Genomic DNA, 15,346 nt, shown 5'->3' with positions numbered 1-15,346 from the left:
ATCGTCGCGGCGGGGTTCCCGGATCCTCCGCGGATCGGTGAGCCCCTGGGGCGCTGGCCTCTGACCCGGTGAGAGGAAGACATCGTGGCGCAGCTGTTGCTCGACGGGATGCCCCGCAGGTTGTTCAGCTGCACCCCCACGAGGCTTGCCTCCTTCGAGGACTGCCCGCGCCGCTACCGGATGACCTACATCGACCGGCCGGCCCCGCCCAAGGGGCCGCCCTGGGCGCACACCTCGCTGGGCGTGAGCGCGCACAACGCGCTGCACCGCTGGTGGGACGAGCCGGAGCCCCGCCGCACACCCGCGCGCGCCGCCGAGCTGCTGCGCGCCGGCTGGATCCAGGATGGCTGGCGCGACGACGAGCAGTCGGCCGCCGCCCGGGAGCGGGCCGCGGCGATGTGCGAGCGGTATGCCGCCGGGCTGGACCCGGCGCGGCCGCCGCGCGCGGTGGAGCGCCAGGTCGCCACCCGCACCGAGATCCTTGCGCTGCACGGGCGAGTGGACCGCCTGGACGAGCGGGACGGCGAGCTGGTCGTCGTCGACTACAAGACCGGTCGGCGCCCGCCGGAGGAGGGCGAGGCGCGGACATCGCCCGCGCTCGCGCTGTACGCCTTCGCGGCCGAGCGGATGCTGCGGCAGCGCTGCCGGCAGGTCGAGCTGCACCACCTGCCGACGGGCCGGGTCGTCGTGGCGGAGCACACCGACGAAAGCCTCGCCCGGCACATCCGGCGGGCCGAGTCCGTCGCCGTCGACGCGGCCGCCGCCACCGAGCGGTTCGCCGCCGGCCAGCCGGCCGACGTGGCGTTCCCGCCGCGTCCCGGCCCGCTGTGCTCCTGGTGCGACTTCCGCCGCCACTGCCCCGAGGGCCAGGCCGCGGGTCCCGAGCTCACCCCGTGGGCGGGCGCGGAGCGGTTCGCCGACGCCGGCGGCGAGAGCACCGGCGGCCGGAGCACCGGCGGCGAGAGCACCGGCGGCCAGCCGCTGGACTGACCGTCGACCCGCCTATGAGCACCGGCTCGGTGGGGATAGAGGCATCATGGGCCGGTGGCCTCGAAGATTGCGTACTCGCAGCCGGCTCCGGCGGCCGCTGCCTCCCGGCTGTCAGCGAAGGCGGCGACGTTCACCGAGTCCGTCATCCGGGAGATGACCCGGCTGGCGATCGCGCACGGTGCCGTCAACCTGGCCCAGGGCTTCCCGGACTTCTCCTGCCCAGCCGAGCTGAAGGACGCGGCGAAGGCGGCCATCGACGCCGACGACAACCAGTACGCCATCACCTGGGGCGCGCCGGCCTTCCGCGCGTCGATCGCGGCCAAGGTGGCCCGCGCCTACCCCGGCTGGGACGTCGACCCGGACACGCAGATCTGCGTCACCTGCGGGGCCACCGAGGCGATGATCGCGACGATGCTCGGGCTCGTCGACCCGGGCGACGAGGTCATCCTGTTCGAGCCGTTCTACGAGAACTACGGCCCGGACGCGGTCCTGTCCGGTGCCGTGCCGCGGCTGGTGAGGCTGCGCGCGCCGGACTGGACCTTCGACGAGGCGGAGCTGCGCGCCGCCTTCTCCGACCGGACCAGGGCCATCGTCGTCAACACGCCGCACAACCCGACCGGCAAGATGTTCAGCCGGGCGGAGCTGGACGTCATCGCCGAGCTCTGCCAGCGCCACGACGTCCTGGTCATCACCGACGAGATCTACGAGCACATCCACTACCTCGGCCCCGGCGGGCACATACCGCCGGCGACCGTGCCCGGCCTCGCCGACCGCACGGTGACGGTCAACGCGCTGTCCAAGACCTACGCGGTCACCGGCTGGCGGGTCGGCTGGACGATCGCCCCGGCGGCGCTCACCGCCGGCATCCGCAAGGTGCATGACTTCCTCACGGTGGGCGCGGCCGCCCCRCTCCAGGCCGCCGGCGTCGCGGCGATGGGCCTGCCCGCGAGCTACTACACCGACCTCGCGGCCGCCTACCAGGCCCGTCGCGACCTGCTGTGCGACGCGCTCACCGAGGCCGGCTTCGGGGTCAGCCAGCCGTCGGGCGCGTACTACGTGATGTGCGACACCAGTGCCGTCGACCCGGACGGTGACGATGTCGCCTTCGCCCGACGACTGGTGAGCGAGATCGGCGTCGCGGCCGTCCCCGGCTCGTCGTTCTTCGCCGACCCGGCCGACGGCCGCCACATCATCCGGTTCGCGTTCCCGAAGCGGGAGGAGACCCTGCGCGAGGCCGCCAGCCGCCTTCGGCGGGTGCGTGCCGGGCGCTGAGCCCGATCTCCCGGATCGCCGTCATCAGGGGCTTGCCTGACCGCGGGCGCGGGCGCGGGCGGCGGCCGCGGCCGCCGCGGCGGGGAGCGGGAGTGGGTATCCGGCGGCGGCGGCGCGTGCCCGGCCGGCACGCAGCTCGCGGTCCAGGGCGCGCCGGTAACCGCCGAGGCCTCGCCGGCGAAGGCCGACGCGGCGCAACCCAGGGTGATCGAGCATCGCCTGGTAGGCCGGCAGGAGGTAGCGCCCGCGCAGGTGCTCGCCGACCCAGCTGGCCTGTGCCCAGGCGAGCTGTCGGCCGGGATCCGGTCCCGGCGTCTCGTCGTCCTCGGCCGCGCGTCGCGTTGGCGCGCCGGCTGGCTCCGTGAGCGCCGCGCCAGTGCCCCCGAGGCTCCCAACCAGGTAGACACCGTCGGCTCGTGGATGGAAGACCCCGCCGTACCAGGGAACGTCGACACCGATCACCGTGGCGACGGCGGCGACCGTCGACCCGGTCACCACGACGGCATCCCAGCTGCCCAGCGATCGGCCATCGACGCTGATCTCGAAGCCGCGCCCCGGTTCGTCCCTCGTGCCGACGCGGCTGACCACGGGCAGGACGCCGGCGGTGGCCTCGTCCTCGGGAGTCCGCGGCGCCGGCTCGCCGAGGTCGTCGTCCCGGCCTCCGACGCGGCGGCTGGCGAGCGAGCGCTCGGCGAGCAGCGCTCCGGCGGCCGGCGTGGGCGACCCGACGTAGACGGCGTCGATCCCGCCGTCGATGAGGGCGGCCAGCCCGACCGCGCCGGTCAGGTCGGCGCCGAGCACGGCAACGCGGGGGAGCTGAGGCACGGTGCAGGACTGTAGGCGGTCGCGCCGCCAATCCCCACGCCGGGCGGTCCCGCGCGCCCGCCCGCCCCGCCGCGCGCCTCCGGGTCTCTGTCCCTCCGCGCCGCCACGCGGTGGGCCGGGCCTGGGGTGCCCATCGCGCCCGTCTGCGCGGGACCTAAGTAGTCGGAGCGACACTCGTGGGCGAGGGAAGTTGTGACCACACGGTCACGCTTGACACACTCTCTGTCGTGGCCCGCGTTCTCGCTGTCGCCAACCAAAAGGGTGGCGTCGCCAAGACGACCTCTGTGTCGAGTCTCGGCGCCGCCCTGACCGAGCTCGGCCAGCGAGTCCTGCTGGTCGACCTGGACCCGCAGGCCTGCCTTACGTTCTCGCTCGGGCTCGACCCGGACGCGCTCGAGCTGTCCGTCCACGACGTACTGCTCGGACGCCTCTCCGCCGGTCTCGTCGTCCTGCRCACCGCCGACGGGTCGGACCTGCTGCCGGCGACCATCGAGCTGGCCGGCTGCGAGGCGGTCCTGCTCTCGCGCACCGGACGGGAGCACGTACTGCGGCTCGCCCTGGCGGAGATCGTCGACGACTACGACTTCGTCCTGGTGGACTGTCCGCCGTCGCTGGGCGTGCTGACCATCAACGGCCTCACAGCCGCCGACGAGGTGATCATCCCGCTGCAGTGCGAGACGCTGTCCCACCGCGGTGTCGGGCAGCTGCTCGACACCGTGCACGACGTCCGCCGCCTCACGAACTCGAAGCTGCGCGTGCGCGGCGTGCTGCCGACCCTCTTCGACGGTCGCACCGCCCACAGCAGAGCGGTGCTCGCCGATGTCGCGGCCCGCTACCAGGTCAGGGTGCTCGAGCCGGCGGTCGCGCGCTCGGTGCGCTTCGCGGAGGCGCCCGGCATCGGCCGCTCGATCCTCACCACCGCGGCCCGGTCGAAGGGCGCGCAGGCCTACCGGGAGCATGCCCGGACGATCGCCGGTCTGGGGCAGGGCCTGGTGCCCGGCGTCGGCGGGGCGGTGTTGTCGGCCGTCGCGCCGCCGGTCGTCGGCCTCGCGGAGGACCACCTGGCCGAGGACGTCGACGAGCTGGTCGTCGACGAGCTGGTCGTCGACGAACTGGCGGACGGCTCCCGCGGGGCGGCCGCCTCGGCCGCGTTGTCGCGCGTCGGCCAGTGAGCGGGCGCATGGCCGGCGTGGCCGCGCGGCCACAGGGCGACGCCCGCCCCGCCGCGCCGGGCGAGACCGAAGCCGCGGTCGTGGCTGGAGCCGGGAGCGTCGCTGGAGCCGGGAGCGTGGCTGGAGCCGGGAGCGTGGCTGGAGCCGCCGGCGGGCGGGCGCGAGCCGCGTCGGCCGGGTTCGACCGGCTGCGCCCGCGCACCGGGCGTTCGCCCGGGTCCGGCGAGGCATCGCCAGGGTCTCGGCCAGGCGTCGTCGGCCGCGACGCGCATGGCAAGCGCGCTCTCTACAGCGGCGAGCGCCCGCCCGACCCCCACGGCTCAGGCGTGACGGTGAACTGTTCCCGGTGCATGCGGGCGACGACGGTGGGCGCCAGGCGTGCGCTGACGCTGCTCACCCCGAGCCTGCACCTGCCGATCATCCGGCCGCGGTACCCGTCGCTGCTGCGCTGCCCGGCCTGCCGCCGGGCCTCGTGGGTCCGGCTGACGCTCAGCGTCACCCGAAGCTGAATCAATCGTGTGTCCGTGTCCGTGTCCGTGTCCGCGCTCTGAGCCCGGTGTGTGTGCCGAGACGGCGGGATCCGGGTTGTACGTCCGGCGTCAGCGCGATGCCGGGAACCCGGGAGCGGAACCCAGAGGATTCCGTTCCCAGGTTCTGAGGCTGCCCTGGTCGTGACCGCCTAGGCGGACTCGGCGTGGGACTCCGGTGCGCCGTCCCCGCCGTCGGCCGGCGCGATGTCCAGCGTGTCCGCGGTGGTGGAGCGGGCCGAGCGGCCACGGCCGCCGCGCCGGCGCCGGCGACGGCGCGCCGCGCCGGCCTCGCCGCCCTGCTCGTCGGTCCCGGTCACATCCGGCCCGGTCGCGTCGGTCTCGTCGGCGATGTCGGCCACCACGAGCTCGGCCGTGGCGAGGCCGGTGACGTCGGCTCCGCCGTGAGCGCCGACAACCTCGAGCGCGACCGCGCTCTCGGTGCCCTCGTCCGCGTCCTCGGCGAGCCCGACGGCCGCCGCCGCGGCGCCGGCGCCGCGGGTGCGGCGGCGCGGCTTGGCCCGGGGGGTCGCGGCCTCCTTGGCCGCGGGACGGTCGGTGTCGCCCGCCTGGCCCGCCGTGGGCCGGCCGCGGCGCGCTCGCCGTGCCCCGCCGCCGAGGTCCTCGATCTCCTCGGCGGCCAGCCCCGCGCGCGTCCGCGCCGCGCGGGGCAGCACGCCGGTCGACCCGGCCGGGATGCCGAGCGCCTCGAACAGGTGCGGGGAGGTGGAGTACGTCTCCATCGGCGCGTCGAACGGGAGCGCGAGCGCCCGGTTCACCAGCTGCCAGCGAGCCAGGTCGTCCCAGTCGACGAACGTGACCGCGACCCCGCTGCCGCCGGCGCGGCCGGTGCGGCCGATCCGGTGCAGGTAGACGCTCTCGTCCTCCGGGCACTGGTAGTTGACCACGTGGGTGACGCCGCCGACGTCGATGCCGCGGGCGGCCACGTCGGTGGCCACCAGCACGTCGACCTTGCCGGCGCGGAACGCGCGCAGTGCCTGCTCGCGCTGGCCCTGGTTGAGGTCGCCGTGCACCGGGGCGGCGGCGAAGCCGCGCCGCGACAGGTCCTCGGCCACCTTGTCGGCGGTGCGCCTGGTCCGCACGAACACGATCGACAGCCCGCGGCCCTCGGACTGCAGGATCCTGGCCAGCACCTCCATCTTGTCCAGCGCGTGCGCGCGGAAGACGTGCTGACTGGTGGTCGGGACCGTGCGGCCCTCGTCGGGCTGCTCGGCGGTGACGTGTACCGGCCGGATCATGAACCGGCGCGCGAGCGCGATCACCGGGCCGGGCATCGTGGCCGAGAACAGCATGGTCTGCCGGCCGGCGGGCAGCAGCGAGACGATGCGCTCCACGTCCGGCAGGAAACCGAGGTCGAGCATCTCGTCGGCCTCGTCGAGGACGAGCGTCGCGACGTTGCTCAGGTTCAGCGCGCGCTGACGGGCGAGGTCGAGCAGGCGGCCCGGGGTGCCGACGACGACGTCGACGCCGGTGCGCAGCGCGGCCAGCTGCGGCTCGTAGGCCCGGCCGCCGTACACGGACAGCACGCGTACCTGCCGGCGGGCGCCCGCCCGCTCGAGGTCGGCCGTGACCTGGACACACAGCTCACGGGTCGGCACGACGATGAGCGCCTGCGGACGGCCATCGGCGCCCTCGTCCAGGCCGAGGACCTTCTGGATGATGGGGATGCCGAAGCCCAGCGTCTTGCCGGTGCCGGTACGCGCCTGGCCGATGATGTCGGTACCGGCGAGCGCGAGCGGGAGCGTGAGCTCCTGGATGGGGAAGGGATGGATGATGCCCGCGGCGGTGAGGGCATCGACCGTCTCGTGGCGAACGCCGAGATCGGCGAAGGTGATCTTCGCGGCGGCCGGGGCCTCTACCTGCGCCGGAGCGGTGAGGCCAGCGTCGATGGCGGCGTCAGCATCGGCGCCGGGGGTGGTTGTGGTGTCGGTGATAGTCAGAGATGCGGCTGTGACGGACAGCGGGTCGCTCCTGGTCTGCTCCTGAGCGGTGTCCGATGTTGAGGCGCCGCTCGCGATGTGTCGGGCCGCGCCAGCGACCCGATCGAGCGGGGTGGGCCAGCGGCCCCGAAACCAGATGGTTTCGAAGCCGGCAGCTCGGCCCAGCAGCCCGGAAACCAGGGCGACGCGTTGCCTTCGACGGCCGGCCGGTCTGTGATGACCACCGGCTACGACAAGGATAGCCTGTGTGACCGCTCGATGGGCGCGCTCCGCGACGATCGTGGCTCGTCGACCGTTACTGAGGCGGGACATGGCCCGGTCGATCGGCGTGCACCCAGCGATGAGGAACGAGCGGCGCCAACGGGTAACACGTCAGGTGACGACGTTGGATCAATCAGCCTGGGAGTTGAGGTACGTGACGGACAGCACAGTGCTTCCGGGGGCTGGGGAGTCCACAGGGAGTGAGGGGCACTTTGGCGCTCCCATCGCCCCACGAGACCCGAAGGCAGCACCCATGACCGCGCTCTCGCGGACAACTCCCGAGAAGACCGCCGATGTGACCTCGGGCGACCCGACCGACGGAACGGTGACCGATGGGGTGGTGACCGACGGGGCGGTCGTCGAGCGGGTGGTGGCCGACCAGGCCGTCGTCGACCTGCTCGGCATGATCGCCTACGGCGAGCTGACGGCGTTCGAGCGCCTGGCGACCGACGCGCGGATGGCGCCGACGCTCACCGACAAGATCTCTCTGGCGGCGATGGCCGCGGCCGAGTTCACGCACTTCGAAGCGATCAGCATGGCCCTCGTCGGCCGCGGCGTCGATCCGGAAGCGGCGATGGCGCCGTTCATCGGCCCGCTGACGGCCTTCCACGCGCTGACCGCCCCGGCCGACTGGCTGGAAAGTCTTGTGAAGGCGTACGTGGGGGACAGCATCGCCGCGGACTTCTACCGCGCGATCGCGCACCGCCTCGACGACGATGCCAGGGCGCTCGTGCTCGACGTGCTCGCGGACACCGGGCACGCGGCCTTCGTGGTCGACCGGGTCAGGGGCGCGATCGCCGTCAACCCGGTGGTCGCCGGCCGGCTCGCCCTCTGGGCACGCCGCCTGGTCGGCGAGGCGCTGAACCAGGCCCAGCAGGTCGCCGTGGAGCGCGACGCCCTCACGGGCCTGCTCGTCGGGGTCGGTGACCTGGAAGCGGTCGCCGCCATCTTCAACAGCATCATGAAGGCCCATACGGAGCGCATGGCCGCTCTGGGCCTCTCCTCATAGGCGGGCACTACCCCCAGGACACCACTGGGGCGCGACCTCGCGGTCGCGCCCCAGGCCGGTCCGTGCTTCAGGTGCCGGTCCGTGCTTAGGCGACGCCGAAGCCGACGCGGCGGGACTCGGCCTCCGCGATCTCGACGTACGCCAGCTTGGYGGCCGGAACGACCACGCGCCGGCCCTTCTCGTCCAACAGGGAGAGCAGCCCGTTGTCCGCGGCGAGGGCCGCGGCGACCGCCTCGGCGACCTGGTCCGGTGTCTGGGCGCTCTCAAGCACCAGCTCCCGGCCGACGTTCTGCACGCCGATCTTGACCTCCACCCGGATGACCTCGCCTTCGTGTGCACTGCGGGCTGATATTTACCGTCGGCCTCAGGCCGCGCGGGCTTCGCCTTGTCACAGCCGGAGTCCACCGGGGCCGGCGTCCACCGATCCCAGTGGGAGCGTCTTCGTCCAGAGCGTCCCCCCGGACGAACGACGGACACAGCCGGCGGGCGCGCACCGCCGTCGGGCGATCACAGGACACACTATGACCCCAGAAGCCCCGGCGGCTGACCCGAGTCGTCGTGTTCGCTCCCGGCACAGCGGTCATCGCCCGCTCGCGCGCCGCCCCCGACCGGCCCGATACGGCCGATACGAGTAGCGCGGCTCAGCCGGCGCCGACGTCCGTGACGGCGCCGACATCCGTGACGGGACCGGCACCGTCGGAGGCCGGCGAACTGCGCGGGTAGCCGCCGATCCCGTGCCAGGCGAGCTCGACCATCGCCTCGATCGCTCGCTCCGGCGGCACCGTGCCGCCGCGCACGAGCCACCAGCGCGAGCACGTCTCGGCCAGCCCCACCAGGCCGACCGCGAGCAGGTCGGCCTCGTCCTGGGACAGGCCGGTGTCGGCGACGATCGTCGCCGCGATCGCGCGCACGCACTGGGCGAAGGCGTCCTCGACCCGTTGCCGGACCGCCGGCTCGCTGCGCAGGTCGGACTCCAGCACCAGCTGGTGCGCGCCGCTGGGGTCGTTGACGAAGTCGAAGTAGGCGCGGACCGAGCGCTCCACCCGCAGCCGGTTGTCCGTCGTCGACGCGAGCGCCTCGCGGACGCTGCTGACCAGCTTCTCGGAGTGCTCCTCCAGCAGCGCCAGGTACAGCTCCAGCTTGCCCGGGAAGTGCTGGTAGAGCACCGGCTTGCTGACCCCGGCCCGCTCCGCGATCTCATCCATGGCGGCCGCGTGGTAGCCCTGCGCGACGAAGACCTCGCGCGCGGCGCCGAGCAGCTGGAAACGGCGGGCGGTGCGAGGGAGGCGAGGAGTCCTGCCTGGGCGCGACTGCGGCGCGGCCGGCTCAACGGTCACAGCCCACCTCCTGTTGGATCTCGACAACACTACTCACCCTCGCGGCCGGGCGCGCCGCCTCGTGGGGACGCGCCCGGCCGCGTCACACCAGGCGGCGGGCCATGCCCGGGTGCGGCGTGGCCGCCGCGTGCCAGGCACGCGGCGGCCACGGAACGGTCGGGCATGGCCGCCCACCGGCTGGTCAGGCTGGCCCGGTGATGAGGCGGCGGCCGTCAGCGGTAGTCGTCCTCGTCCTCCTTCACCTCCAGGCTCTGCTCGACCGCGTCGTACTCGTCGGCCTCCGCGACGACAGGAGGCGGGGCCTCCGAATCGTCCGGACGCACCTCCCGCGCCTGCTCCGCGGCGTCGGCATCCGGCACGTCGAGCGGAAGTTCGGTGGGTGCGCTCATGTGTTCCTCCACGTCATAGCGGGATGAACCAGCGGGATGAACCGGTCGGTCCTCGGCGTGGCTGGGCGTCCGCAACCGCGGGACTCGCCGCCGGGGCCGGGACCCTGGCCATACCCAGACGAGCGCGGGCTGAACGCCCGTCCGGGCCGCGCCGTCGAGAGCCCTGCCGTCCAGGGCTGCGTCGTGATGAGGTCCGTTGTTCGGGGCGTCGACCGGCGGCGACGGTGCCGGTCAGCAGGGACGGCGGCGGGTCGTCAGGCCAGCAGCGGAGCGAAGAGGTCTCCGTGCGCCTGGACGCGGTCGAGTACCTGGGAAGCGGTGAAGCGGAGATCGTCGACGTCCCGGGCGGCCGCGACCTCGTCCCAGGTGACGGGGGTCGAGACCGTCGGCGCGGCCCTGGCACGCAGCGAGTAGACGGAGACGGTCGTCTTCGCGGGATTGTTCTGTGACCAGTCCAGCAGCACCCGGCCGTCGCGCAGGTCCTTGCGCATGTTCGACACGACCAGGTCCGGATGGTCCTTGGTCAGGCGCTCCGCGATGATCCGCATGTCGTCGCGGACCCGCATGCTCTCGCGCCCGTCGTCCACCCTCCCGTACACCTGCAGGCCCTTGGACCCGCTGGTCTTCACACAGAGCGGCTCGGGCAGGACGTCGCGCAACAGGAGCGCGACCCGCGCGCAGTCGAGCACGGTCGTCCCCGGGCCGGGGTCGAGGTCCGCGACCAGAATGTCCGGCCTGCCGGTCGAGACCCGCCACATGGGGGTATGCATCTCGAGCGCGGCGAGGTTCGCGAGCCATACCAGCGTGGCCTGCTCGTCGGCGACCAGGTAGTCGATCGTGCGGCGGTTCTTCGTCGACCCGGGTGATGGCAGGGTCGCCACCGGAACCCAGTCCGGGCGGTGCTTGGGGGCGTTCTTGCTGAAGAAGCCMTCGCCTCCTACACCCTCGGGGAACCGCACCACGGTCAGCGGTCGGTCGGCGAGGTGGGGGAGCAGAACGTCGGCAATATGGGTGTAGTAGTCGATGACCTCGGCCTTGGTCGTTCCAACGGCCGGATAGAGCACTTTGTTCAAATTGGACAGCTTCAGCCGCCGACCAGCCACCTCGACGGTCGTGCTCGCGCCGCTCGCCTCACCCATTCGCGCCTCCCGCGCTCTGCCCTCACGTCTGTGCCGCCGCCGAGGCCCCGCGCCCGACGGCAGGCCCAGGTGCTGGAACGCTCCGGTGCGACCCAGCGTCTCGCGGGAAGCGCTCGGACGGGCTGGTTCCGGCGAGACCCGCGGCGACGGCCCACGGGACGTCGCGGCCAGCTCCTCTCCTTTGACGGCGCTGCGGGCATCCGCTCATCGGAGGTGGAGCGACAACCTGCTCGCGGGCGTCTGGCCCGCGGTCATGGCTGGCTGTCGTGGCGCGGCGGTGTGACGAGGCATATCGGCATATCGGATGTCGATGAGCGGCGGCGAGTGGGGAGGTCTACCCAGGAGAACTGGCGCGCCGAAGGCGGTTCGGGCGCCTCCTGGAACGGAGAGCGGGGACTTTATGTCCGCTACGCCCCATTCATGCCCTGAGGATCAAGACCCCTCCCGGCGGCGACGCTCCGTCCCGCTGGGCGCGGGCGCGCCCGCGCCCGCGAGGTCCTGGCTCACGCCTGCCGCGGCTGACGGCGGACTGGTTCGGGGAAATGCGCAGGCCAGCACCGGTAAGGGAACATATGTTCGAATGAGTTTCGTTGGTCCGGCAGACACGACGCGGTGCGTGCCTCACCATGAGAGTGACGGGAGGTGACCTGAAACATGCGTTCGATCTGGAAGGGCGCCATCAGCTTCGGCCTCGTCTCGATCCCCGTGAAGTTGTACTCGGCCACCGAGGAGCGTGACGTCGCCTTTCACCAGGTCCGACGCTCGGACGGGTCTCGGATCCGTTACAAGCGGGTCGCCGCGGCCGACGGCGAGGAGGTTCCGTACTCCGAGATCGCCAAAGGCTACGAGCTGACGGACGGCGAGACCGTCGTCCTTACCGACGAGGACTTCGCGAACCTGCCGCTGTCCACGTCGCGCGCGATCGAAGTACTGGAGTTCGTGCCGCTGGAGCAGGTCGACCCGATCTACTTCGCGAAGAGCTACTACCTGGAACCCGACAAGATGGCGGCCAAGCCGTACGTGCTGCTGCGCGACGCGCTGGAGTCGTCCGGCCGGGTCGCGCTGGTGAAGATCGCTCTGCGGCAGCGGGAGCAGCTCGCCACGCTGCGGGTCCGCGACGGCATCTTCGTGCTGGAGACCATGCTCTGGCCGGACGAGGTCCGCGTTCCTGACTTCCCGTTCCTGGAGGAGGAGATCCAGGTCCGCGCGCCGGAGCTGGCGATGGCGGGCTCGCTGATCGACACCCTCGCCGGGGACTTCGACCCGACGAAGTTCGGTGACGGGTACCGCGCCGCGCTCCTCGAGGTGATCGACGCCAAGATCGCCGGTAGGGAGATCATGGCCCCGCCGGCGGAGGAGAAGGCCGCGCCCGCGGGCGACCTGATGGCCGCGCTGCGGGCCAGCATCGAGGCGGCGCGCGCTGGCCGCCCGTCCGGCGGCGCCGCGTCAACGGCACAGGCCGGGGCGGAGGCGGAGCCCTCGGCCGAAGCGGGGGCGGAGACGGCCGAGGCCAGGGAATCGGCCACGGCCGGGGCCAAGGGCAGGCCTGGTGCCAAGAAGCCCGCGGCGAAGAAGCCCGCCGCGAAGAGCGCCCCCGCCAAGACGGCGTCGAAGCCCGCGTCTACCGGTCAGAAGACGGCTCCGGGCAAGAGCGCGCCGGCGAAGACGGCGGCCAAGACATCCACCCGCCGCTCGGCCTGACCCGACCGGCCGGGGGAGGGAAAGGCCCGGCGGCGTGACCTCGCGCCGAGGCGGCGGGAGCGGCGGGAGCGGCGGGAGCGGCGGGAACATCTGGCCGCGCGGGCGCGCTGCACCTCACGTCGTGGTCCTCCACCCGCGGCTTGGCGGGCCGGAGGGGGAACCAACTGTGGCATCGTCGGGGGGACGCCCTCTCGGCGATGCCGATAGCAAGGAGCACGCGTGTCCCTTCCGCCTCTGGTGGAGCCCGCCGACGGGCTCTCCGTCGACGAGGTCCGCCGATACTCCCGACACCTGATCATTCCGGATGTCGCGATGGACGGGCAGAAGCGCCTCAAGAACGCCAAGGTTCTGGCGGTCGGCGCGGGTGGCCTCGGATCGCCGACCCTCATGTACCTGGCCGCGGCCGGGATCGGGACGCTCGGCATCGTCGAGTTCGACACCGTCGACGAGTCGAACCTGCAGCGCCAGATCATCCACGGCCAGTCCGACGTCGGCCGGAGCAAGGCGGAGTCGGCGCGCGACAGCGTCCGGGAGATCAACCCGTACGTCAACGTCGTGCTGCACGAGACGCGGCTCGACATCGACAACGTCATGGAGATCTTCAGCCAGTACGACCTGATCGTCGACGGCACCGACAACTTCGCGACCCGTTACCTCGTGAACGACGCCGCGGTGCTGCTCGGCAAGCCCTACGTCTGGGGCTCGATCTACCGGTTCGACGGGCAGGCCAGCGTCTTCTGGGCGGAGCACGGCCCGTGCTACCGCTGCCTCTACCCCGAGCCGCCGCCGCCCGGCATGGTGCCGTCCTGCGCCGAGGGCGGGGTGCTCGGCGTGCTGTGCGCGTCGATCGGCGCGATCCAGGCCACCGAGGCCATCAAGGTGCTGACCGGTGTGGGCGACCCGCTGGTCGGCCGGCTGATGGTCTACGACGCCCTGGAGATGAGCTACCGCTCCATCAAGGTCCGCAAGGACCCGGAGTGCCCGCTGTGCGGCAAGAACCCGTCGATCACGACGCTCATCGAGGACTACGAGGCGTTCTGCGGCGTGGTCTCCGAGGAGGCGCAGCTCGCCGCCGCGGGCTCGACGATCACCGCGTCCGARCTCAAGGAGTGGATGGACGAGGGCGCCGCGATCGAGCTGATCGACGTCCGCGAGCCGGCCGAGTGGGAGATCGTCCGGATTCCCGGCGCGAGGCTGATCCCGAAGGGCGACCTGCCCGCGCATCTGTCGGAGCTGCCGCAGGACAAGCGCGTCGTCGTCTACTGCAAGTCGGGCGTCCGCTCGGCCGACGCGCTGGCCACCCTGAAGGGCGCCGGTTTCTCGTCGGCCGTGCACGTCCAGGGCGGTGTCACCGCCTGGGCGACCCAGGTCGACAAGGCCCTCCCGGTCTACTAGACCGTTCCAGGCCCGTCACGAGGGCTCCGGCACCGACCCATGGTCGGCGCCGGAGCCCTCGGCCGTTTCCGGCTTGGCCGCTTCTGGAGTGCTTGGCCGCTTCCGGGAGTGTCGGACGTCGCTGGCATGCTGCCCTCATGCGAGGACCTGGGCCGGGCGGGCGGGGAGCGGGCACGTCCGCGAGCGTGTCCGCGGGGCTGGGCACCCGGGTGCGTATCCACATCGGTGGCCGGCCAGGGGAGTACGCCAGAGCGGTGCTCGACGCGGTCACGCAGATCCCGGCCGGCAAGGTGATGACCTACGGCGACGTCGCCGAGTACGTCGGCGGTGGCACCGGCCGCCACGTGGGCGCGGTGCTCGCCCGCTTCGGCCACGAGGAGGACGTCCCATGGCATCGCGTGATCCGCGCCAGCGGTGAGCCCAACCCCTCCGCCCCGGTCGAGGCCATCACCCGCCTGATCGCCGACGAGACCCCGCTACGCCCCGCCGGTGACCGCGTCGACCTCCGTCTCGCCCGCTGGGACGGCCTGACGGCCTGACGGCCAGCGGTCCGATGCCCAGGAGGCCGGACGTTCGGAAGGCCGGACGCCCGGCAGCGTCGGGCCGGCTACCTGGCGGCGTAGCCGGCGTCGGCCAGGTAGACGCTGCCGGTGACGATGGAGGAGCGGTCGGAAAGCAGGAAGAGGACGATCTCGGCCACCTCATTGACGGTGGCGAAGCGTGCCATGGGAGCGAGCAGCGCCGCGCCACGCATCTTGCGGCCGGACTCCTGGTTCATCATCGCGGTGTCGACGAAGCTCGGGGCGACCGTGTTGACGCGGATGTTGCGGGTGGCGTACTCCAGCGCGGCCGTCTTCGTGAGGCCGATGACGCCGTGCTTCGCCGCGGAGTAGGCAGCGGCGTCCGCGAAGCCGACGACACCGAGCACCGACGCCATGTTCACGATCGAGCCGCCGCCCGCCTCGAGCATGGCCGGGATCTCGGCGCGCAGGCAGTAGAAGACGCCGTTGAGGTTGATCTCGATGGCACGCCGCCAGTCGTCGACCGGGATCTTGTCGACGGGCTGGCGCGGCAGGGCGATGCCGGCGTTGTTCACGGCCAGGTCGAGCCCGCCGAACGTGCGTGCCGCCGTCGCGACGGCCTCCGTCACCGCGTCCGGGTCGGTCACGTCCAGCCCGATGGCGAGCGCCGTGGCGCCCGCGTGCTGGATCTCGTCGGCGGTCTTCTTGGCCGCGGTCTCGTCGATGTCGGTGACGACGACGCGCGCGCCCGCGGCACCGAGCAACCGGGCGCACGCCGCTCCGATGCCCGCGCCCGCTCCGGTGACCAGCACGACCTTGCCCGCGCACTCTCCCATACCGTGCAGAC

15 protein-coding genes are annotated in these 15,346 nt (G+C 72.7%); 8 read left to right on the top strand and 7 right to left on the bottom strand.

Features of this window, described 5'->3' with window-relative positions:
• The first annotated feature begins 84 nt into the window (after nucleotides 1–84).
• Nucleotides 85–990 (top strand): RecB family exonuclease, encoded by a 906-nt coding sequence (locus BL253_RS00545; RefSeq protein ID WP_076812315.1) that lies wholly within the window; start codon nucleotides 85–87, stop codon nucleotides 988–990.
• Nucleotides 991–1,044: 54 nt separating this feature from the next.
• Complete coding sequence (locus BL253_RS00540; RefSeq protein WP_076812313.1) at nucleotides 1,045–2,262, top strand: aminotransferase class I/II-fold pyridoxal phosphate-dependent enzyme; 1,218 nt, start codon at nucleotides 1,045–1,047, stop codon at nucleotides 2,260–2,262.
• A gap of 24 nt (nucleotides 2,263–2,286) precedes the next feature.
• Here BL253_RS00540 and BL253_RS00535 read toward each other — a convergent pair whose 3' ends face one another.
• A complete protein-coding gene (locus tag BL253_RS00535; RefSeq protein WP_131831428.1) occupies nucleotides 2,287–3,087 on the bottom strand; it encodes a hypothetical protein in 801 nt (266 codons plus the stop codon).
• A 227-nt stretch (nucleotides 3,088–3,314) separates the two neighbouring features.
• Between BL253_RS00535 and BL253_RS00530 the strand changes: the two genes are divergently transcribed.
• Both BL253_RS00530 and BL253_RS00525 read left to right on the top strand, forming a co-directional pair.
• Nucleotides 3,315–4,259 carry a ParA family protein gene (locus BL253_RS00530; RefSeq protein WP_076812309.1) on the top strand — a complete coding sequence of 315 codons (945 nt, stop codon included), beginning with the start codon at nucleotides 3,315–3,317 and terminating at the stop codon, nucleotides 4,257–4,259.
• Nucleotides 4,260–4,393: 134 nt separating this feature from the next.
• Complete coding sequence (locus BL253_RS00525; RefSeq protein WP_198946108.1) at nucleotides 4,394–4,768, top strand: hypothetical protein; 375 nt, start codon at nucleotides 4,394–4,396, stop codon at nucleotides 4,766–4,768.
• Between the two features lie 170 nt (nucleotides 4,769–4,938).
• On the opposite strand, the gene BL253_RS00520 is transcribed toward BL253_RS00525, so the two are convergent.
• Nucleotides 4,939–7,059, bottom strand: a complete 2,121-nt coding sequence (locus BL253_RS00520; protein ID WP_241834388.1) for a DEAD/DEAH box helicase — start codon at nucleotides 7,057–7,059, stop codon at nucleotides 4,939–4,941.
• Between the two features lie 202 nt (nucleotides 7,060–7,261).
• Between BL253_RS00520 and BL253_RS00515 the strand changes: the two genes are divergently transcribed.
• Nucleotides 7,262–8,017 (top strand): ferritin-like fold-containing protein, encoded by a 756-nt coding sequence (locus tag BL253_RS00515; protein WP_420801608.1) that lies wholly within the window; start codon nucleotides 7,262–7,264, stop codon nucleotides 8,015–8,017.
• Between the two features lie 85 nt (nucleotides 8,018–8,102).
• Here BL253_RS00515 and BL253_RS00510 read toward each other — a convergent pair whose 3' ends face one another.
• From BL253_RS00510 to ligD, 4 genes are all read right to left on the bottom strand, one after another.
• Nucleotides 8,103–8,330: a DUF3107 domain-containing protein gene (locus BL253_RS00510; protein ID WP_076812308.1), complete on the bottom strand. Its 228-nt coding sequence runs from the start codon at nucleotides 8,328–8,330 to the stop codon at nucleotides 8,103–8,105.
• Between the two features lie 328 nt (nucleotides 8,331–8,658).
• The gene (locus BL253_RS00505; protein ID WP_076812306.1) at nucleotides 8,659–9,354 is read right to left on the bottom strand and encodes a TetR/AcrR family transcriptional regulator; all 696 of its coding nucleotides are present in this window, start codon (nucleotides 9,352–9,354) and stop codon (nucleotides 8,659–8,661) included.
• A gap of 212 nt (nucleotides 9,355–9,566) precedes the next feature.
• Entirely contained in the window at nucleotides 9,567–9,743 is a 177-nt protein-coding gene (locus BL253_RS42735) for a hypothetical protein (RefSeq protein WP_198946107.1), read from the bottom strand.
• 254 nt (nucleotides 9,744–9,997) lie between these two features.
• The gene (gene ligD, locus BL253_RS00500) at nucleotides 9,998–10,882 is read right to left on the bottom strand and encodes a non-homologous end-joining DNA ligase (RefSeq protein ID WP_076812304.1); all 885 of its coding nucleotides are present in this window, start codon (nucleotides 10,880–10,882) and stop codon (nucleotides 9,998–10,000) included.
• Between the two features lie 654 nt (nucleotides 10,883–11,536).
• Between ligD and ku the strand changes: the two genes are divergently transcribed.
• The 3 genes from ku (at nucleotide 11,537) to BL253_RS00485 (ending at nucleotide 14,517) form a co-directional block, all read left to right on the top strand.
• Nucleotides 11,537–12,583: a non-homologous end joining protein Ku gene (gene ku, locus BL253_RS00495; protein WP_076812302.1), complete on the top strand. Its 1,047-nt coding sequence runs from the start codon at nucleotides 11,537–11,539 to the stop codon at nucleotides 12,581–12,583.
• Nucleotides 12,584–12,802: 219 nt separating this feature from the next.
• Nucleotides 12,803–13,978 (top strand): adenylyltransferase/sulfurtransferase MoeZ, encoded by a 1,176-nt coding sequence (gene moeZ / locus BL253_RS00490; protein ID WP_076812299.1) that lies wholly within the window; start codon nucleotides 12,803–12,805, stop codon nucleotides 13,976–13,978.
• Between the two features lie 185 nt (nucleotides 13,979–14,163).
• Nucleotides 14,164–14,517, top strand: coding sequence for an MGMT family protein (locus tag BL253_RS00485; RefSeq protein WP_081437859.1), 354 nt, complete (start codon nucleotides 14,164–14,166; stop codon nucleotides 14,515–14,517).
• Nucleotides 14,518–14,585: 68 nt separating this feature from the next.
• On the opposite strand, the gene BL253_RS00480 is transcribed toward BL253_RS00485, so the two are convergent.
• The gene (locus BL253_RS00480) at nucleotides 14,586–15,335 is read right to left on the bottom strand and encodes an SDR family NAD(P)-dependent oxidoreductase (RefSeq protein WP_076812294.1); all 750 of its coding nucleotides are present in this window, start codon (nucleotides 15,333–15,335) and stop codon (nucleotides 14,586–14,588) included.
• Nucleotides 15,336–15,346 lie beyond the last annotated feature (11 nt).

This window comes from Pseudofrankia asymbiotica (genome assembly GCF_001983105.1).
GTDB classification, from domain to species: domain Bacteria; phylum Actinomycetota; class Actinomycetes; order Frankiales; family Frankiaceae; genus Pseudofrankia; species Pseudofrankia asymbiotica.
This window is presented reverse-complemented; position numbering and strand designations above follow the sequence as displayed.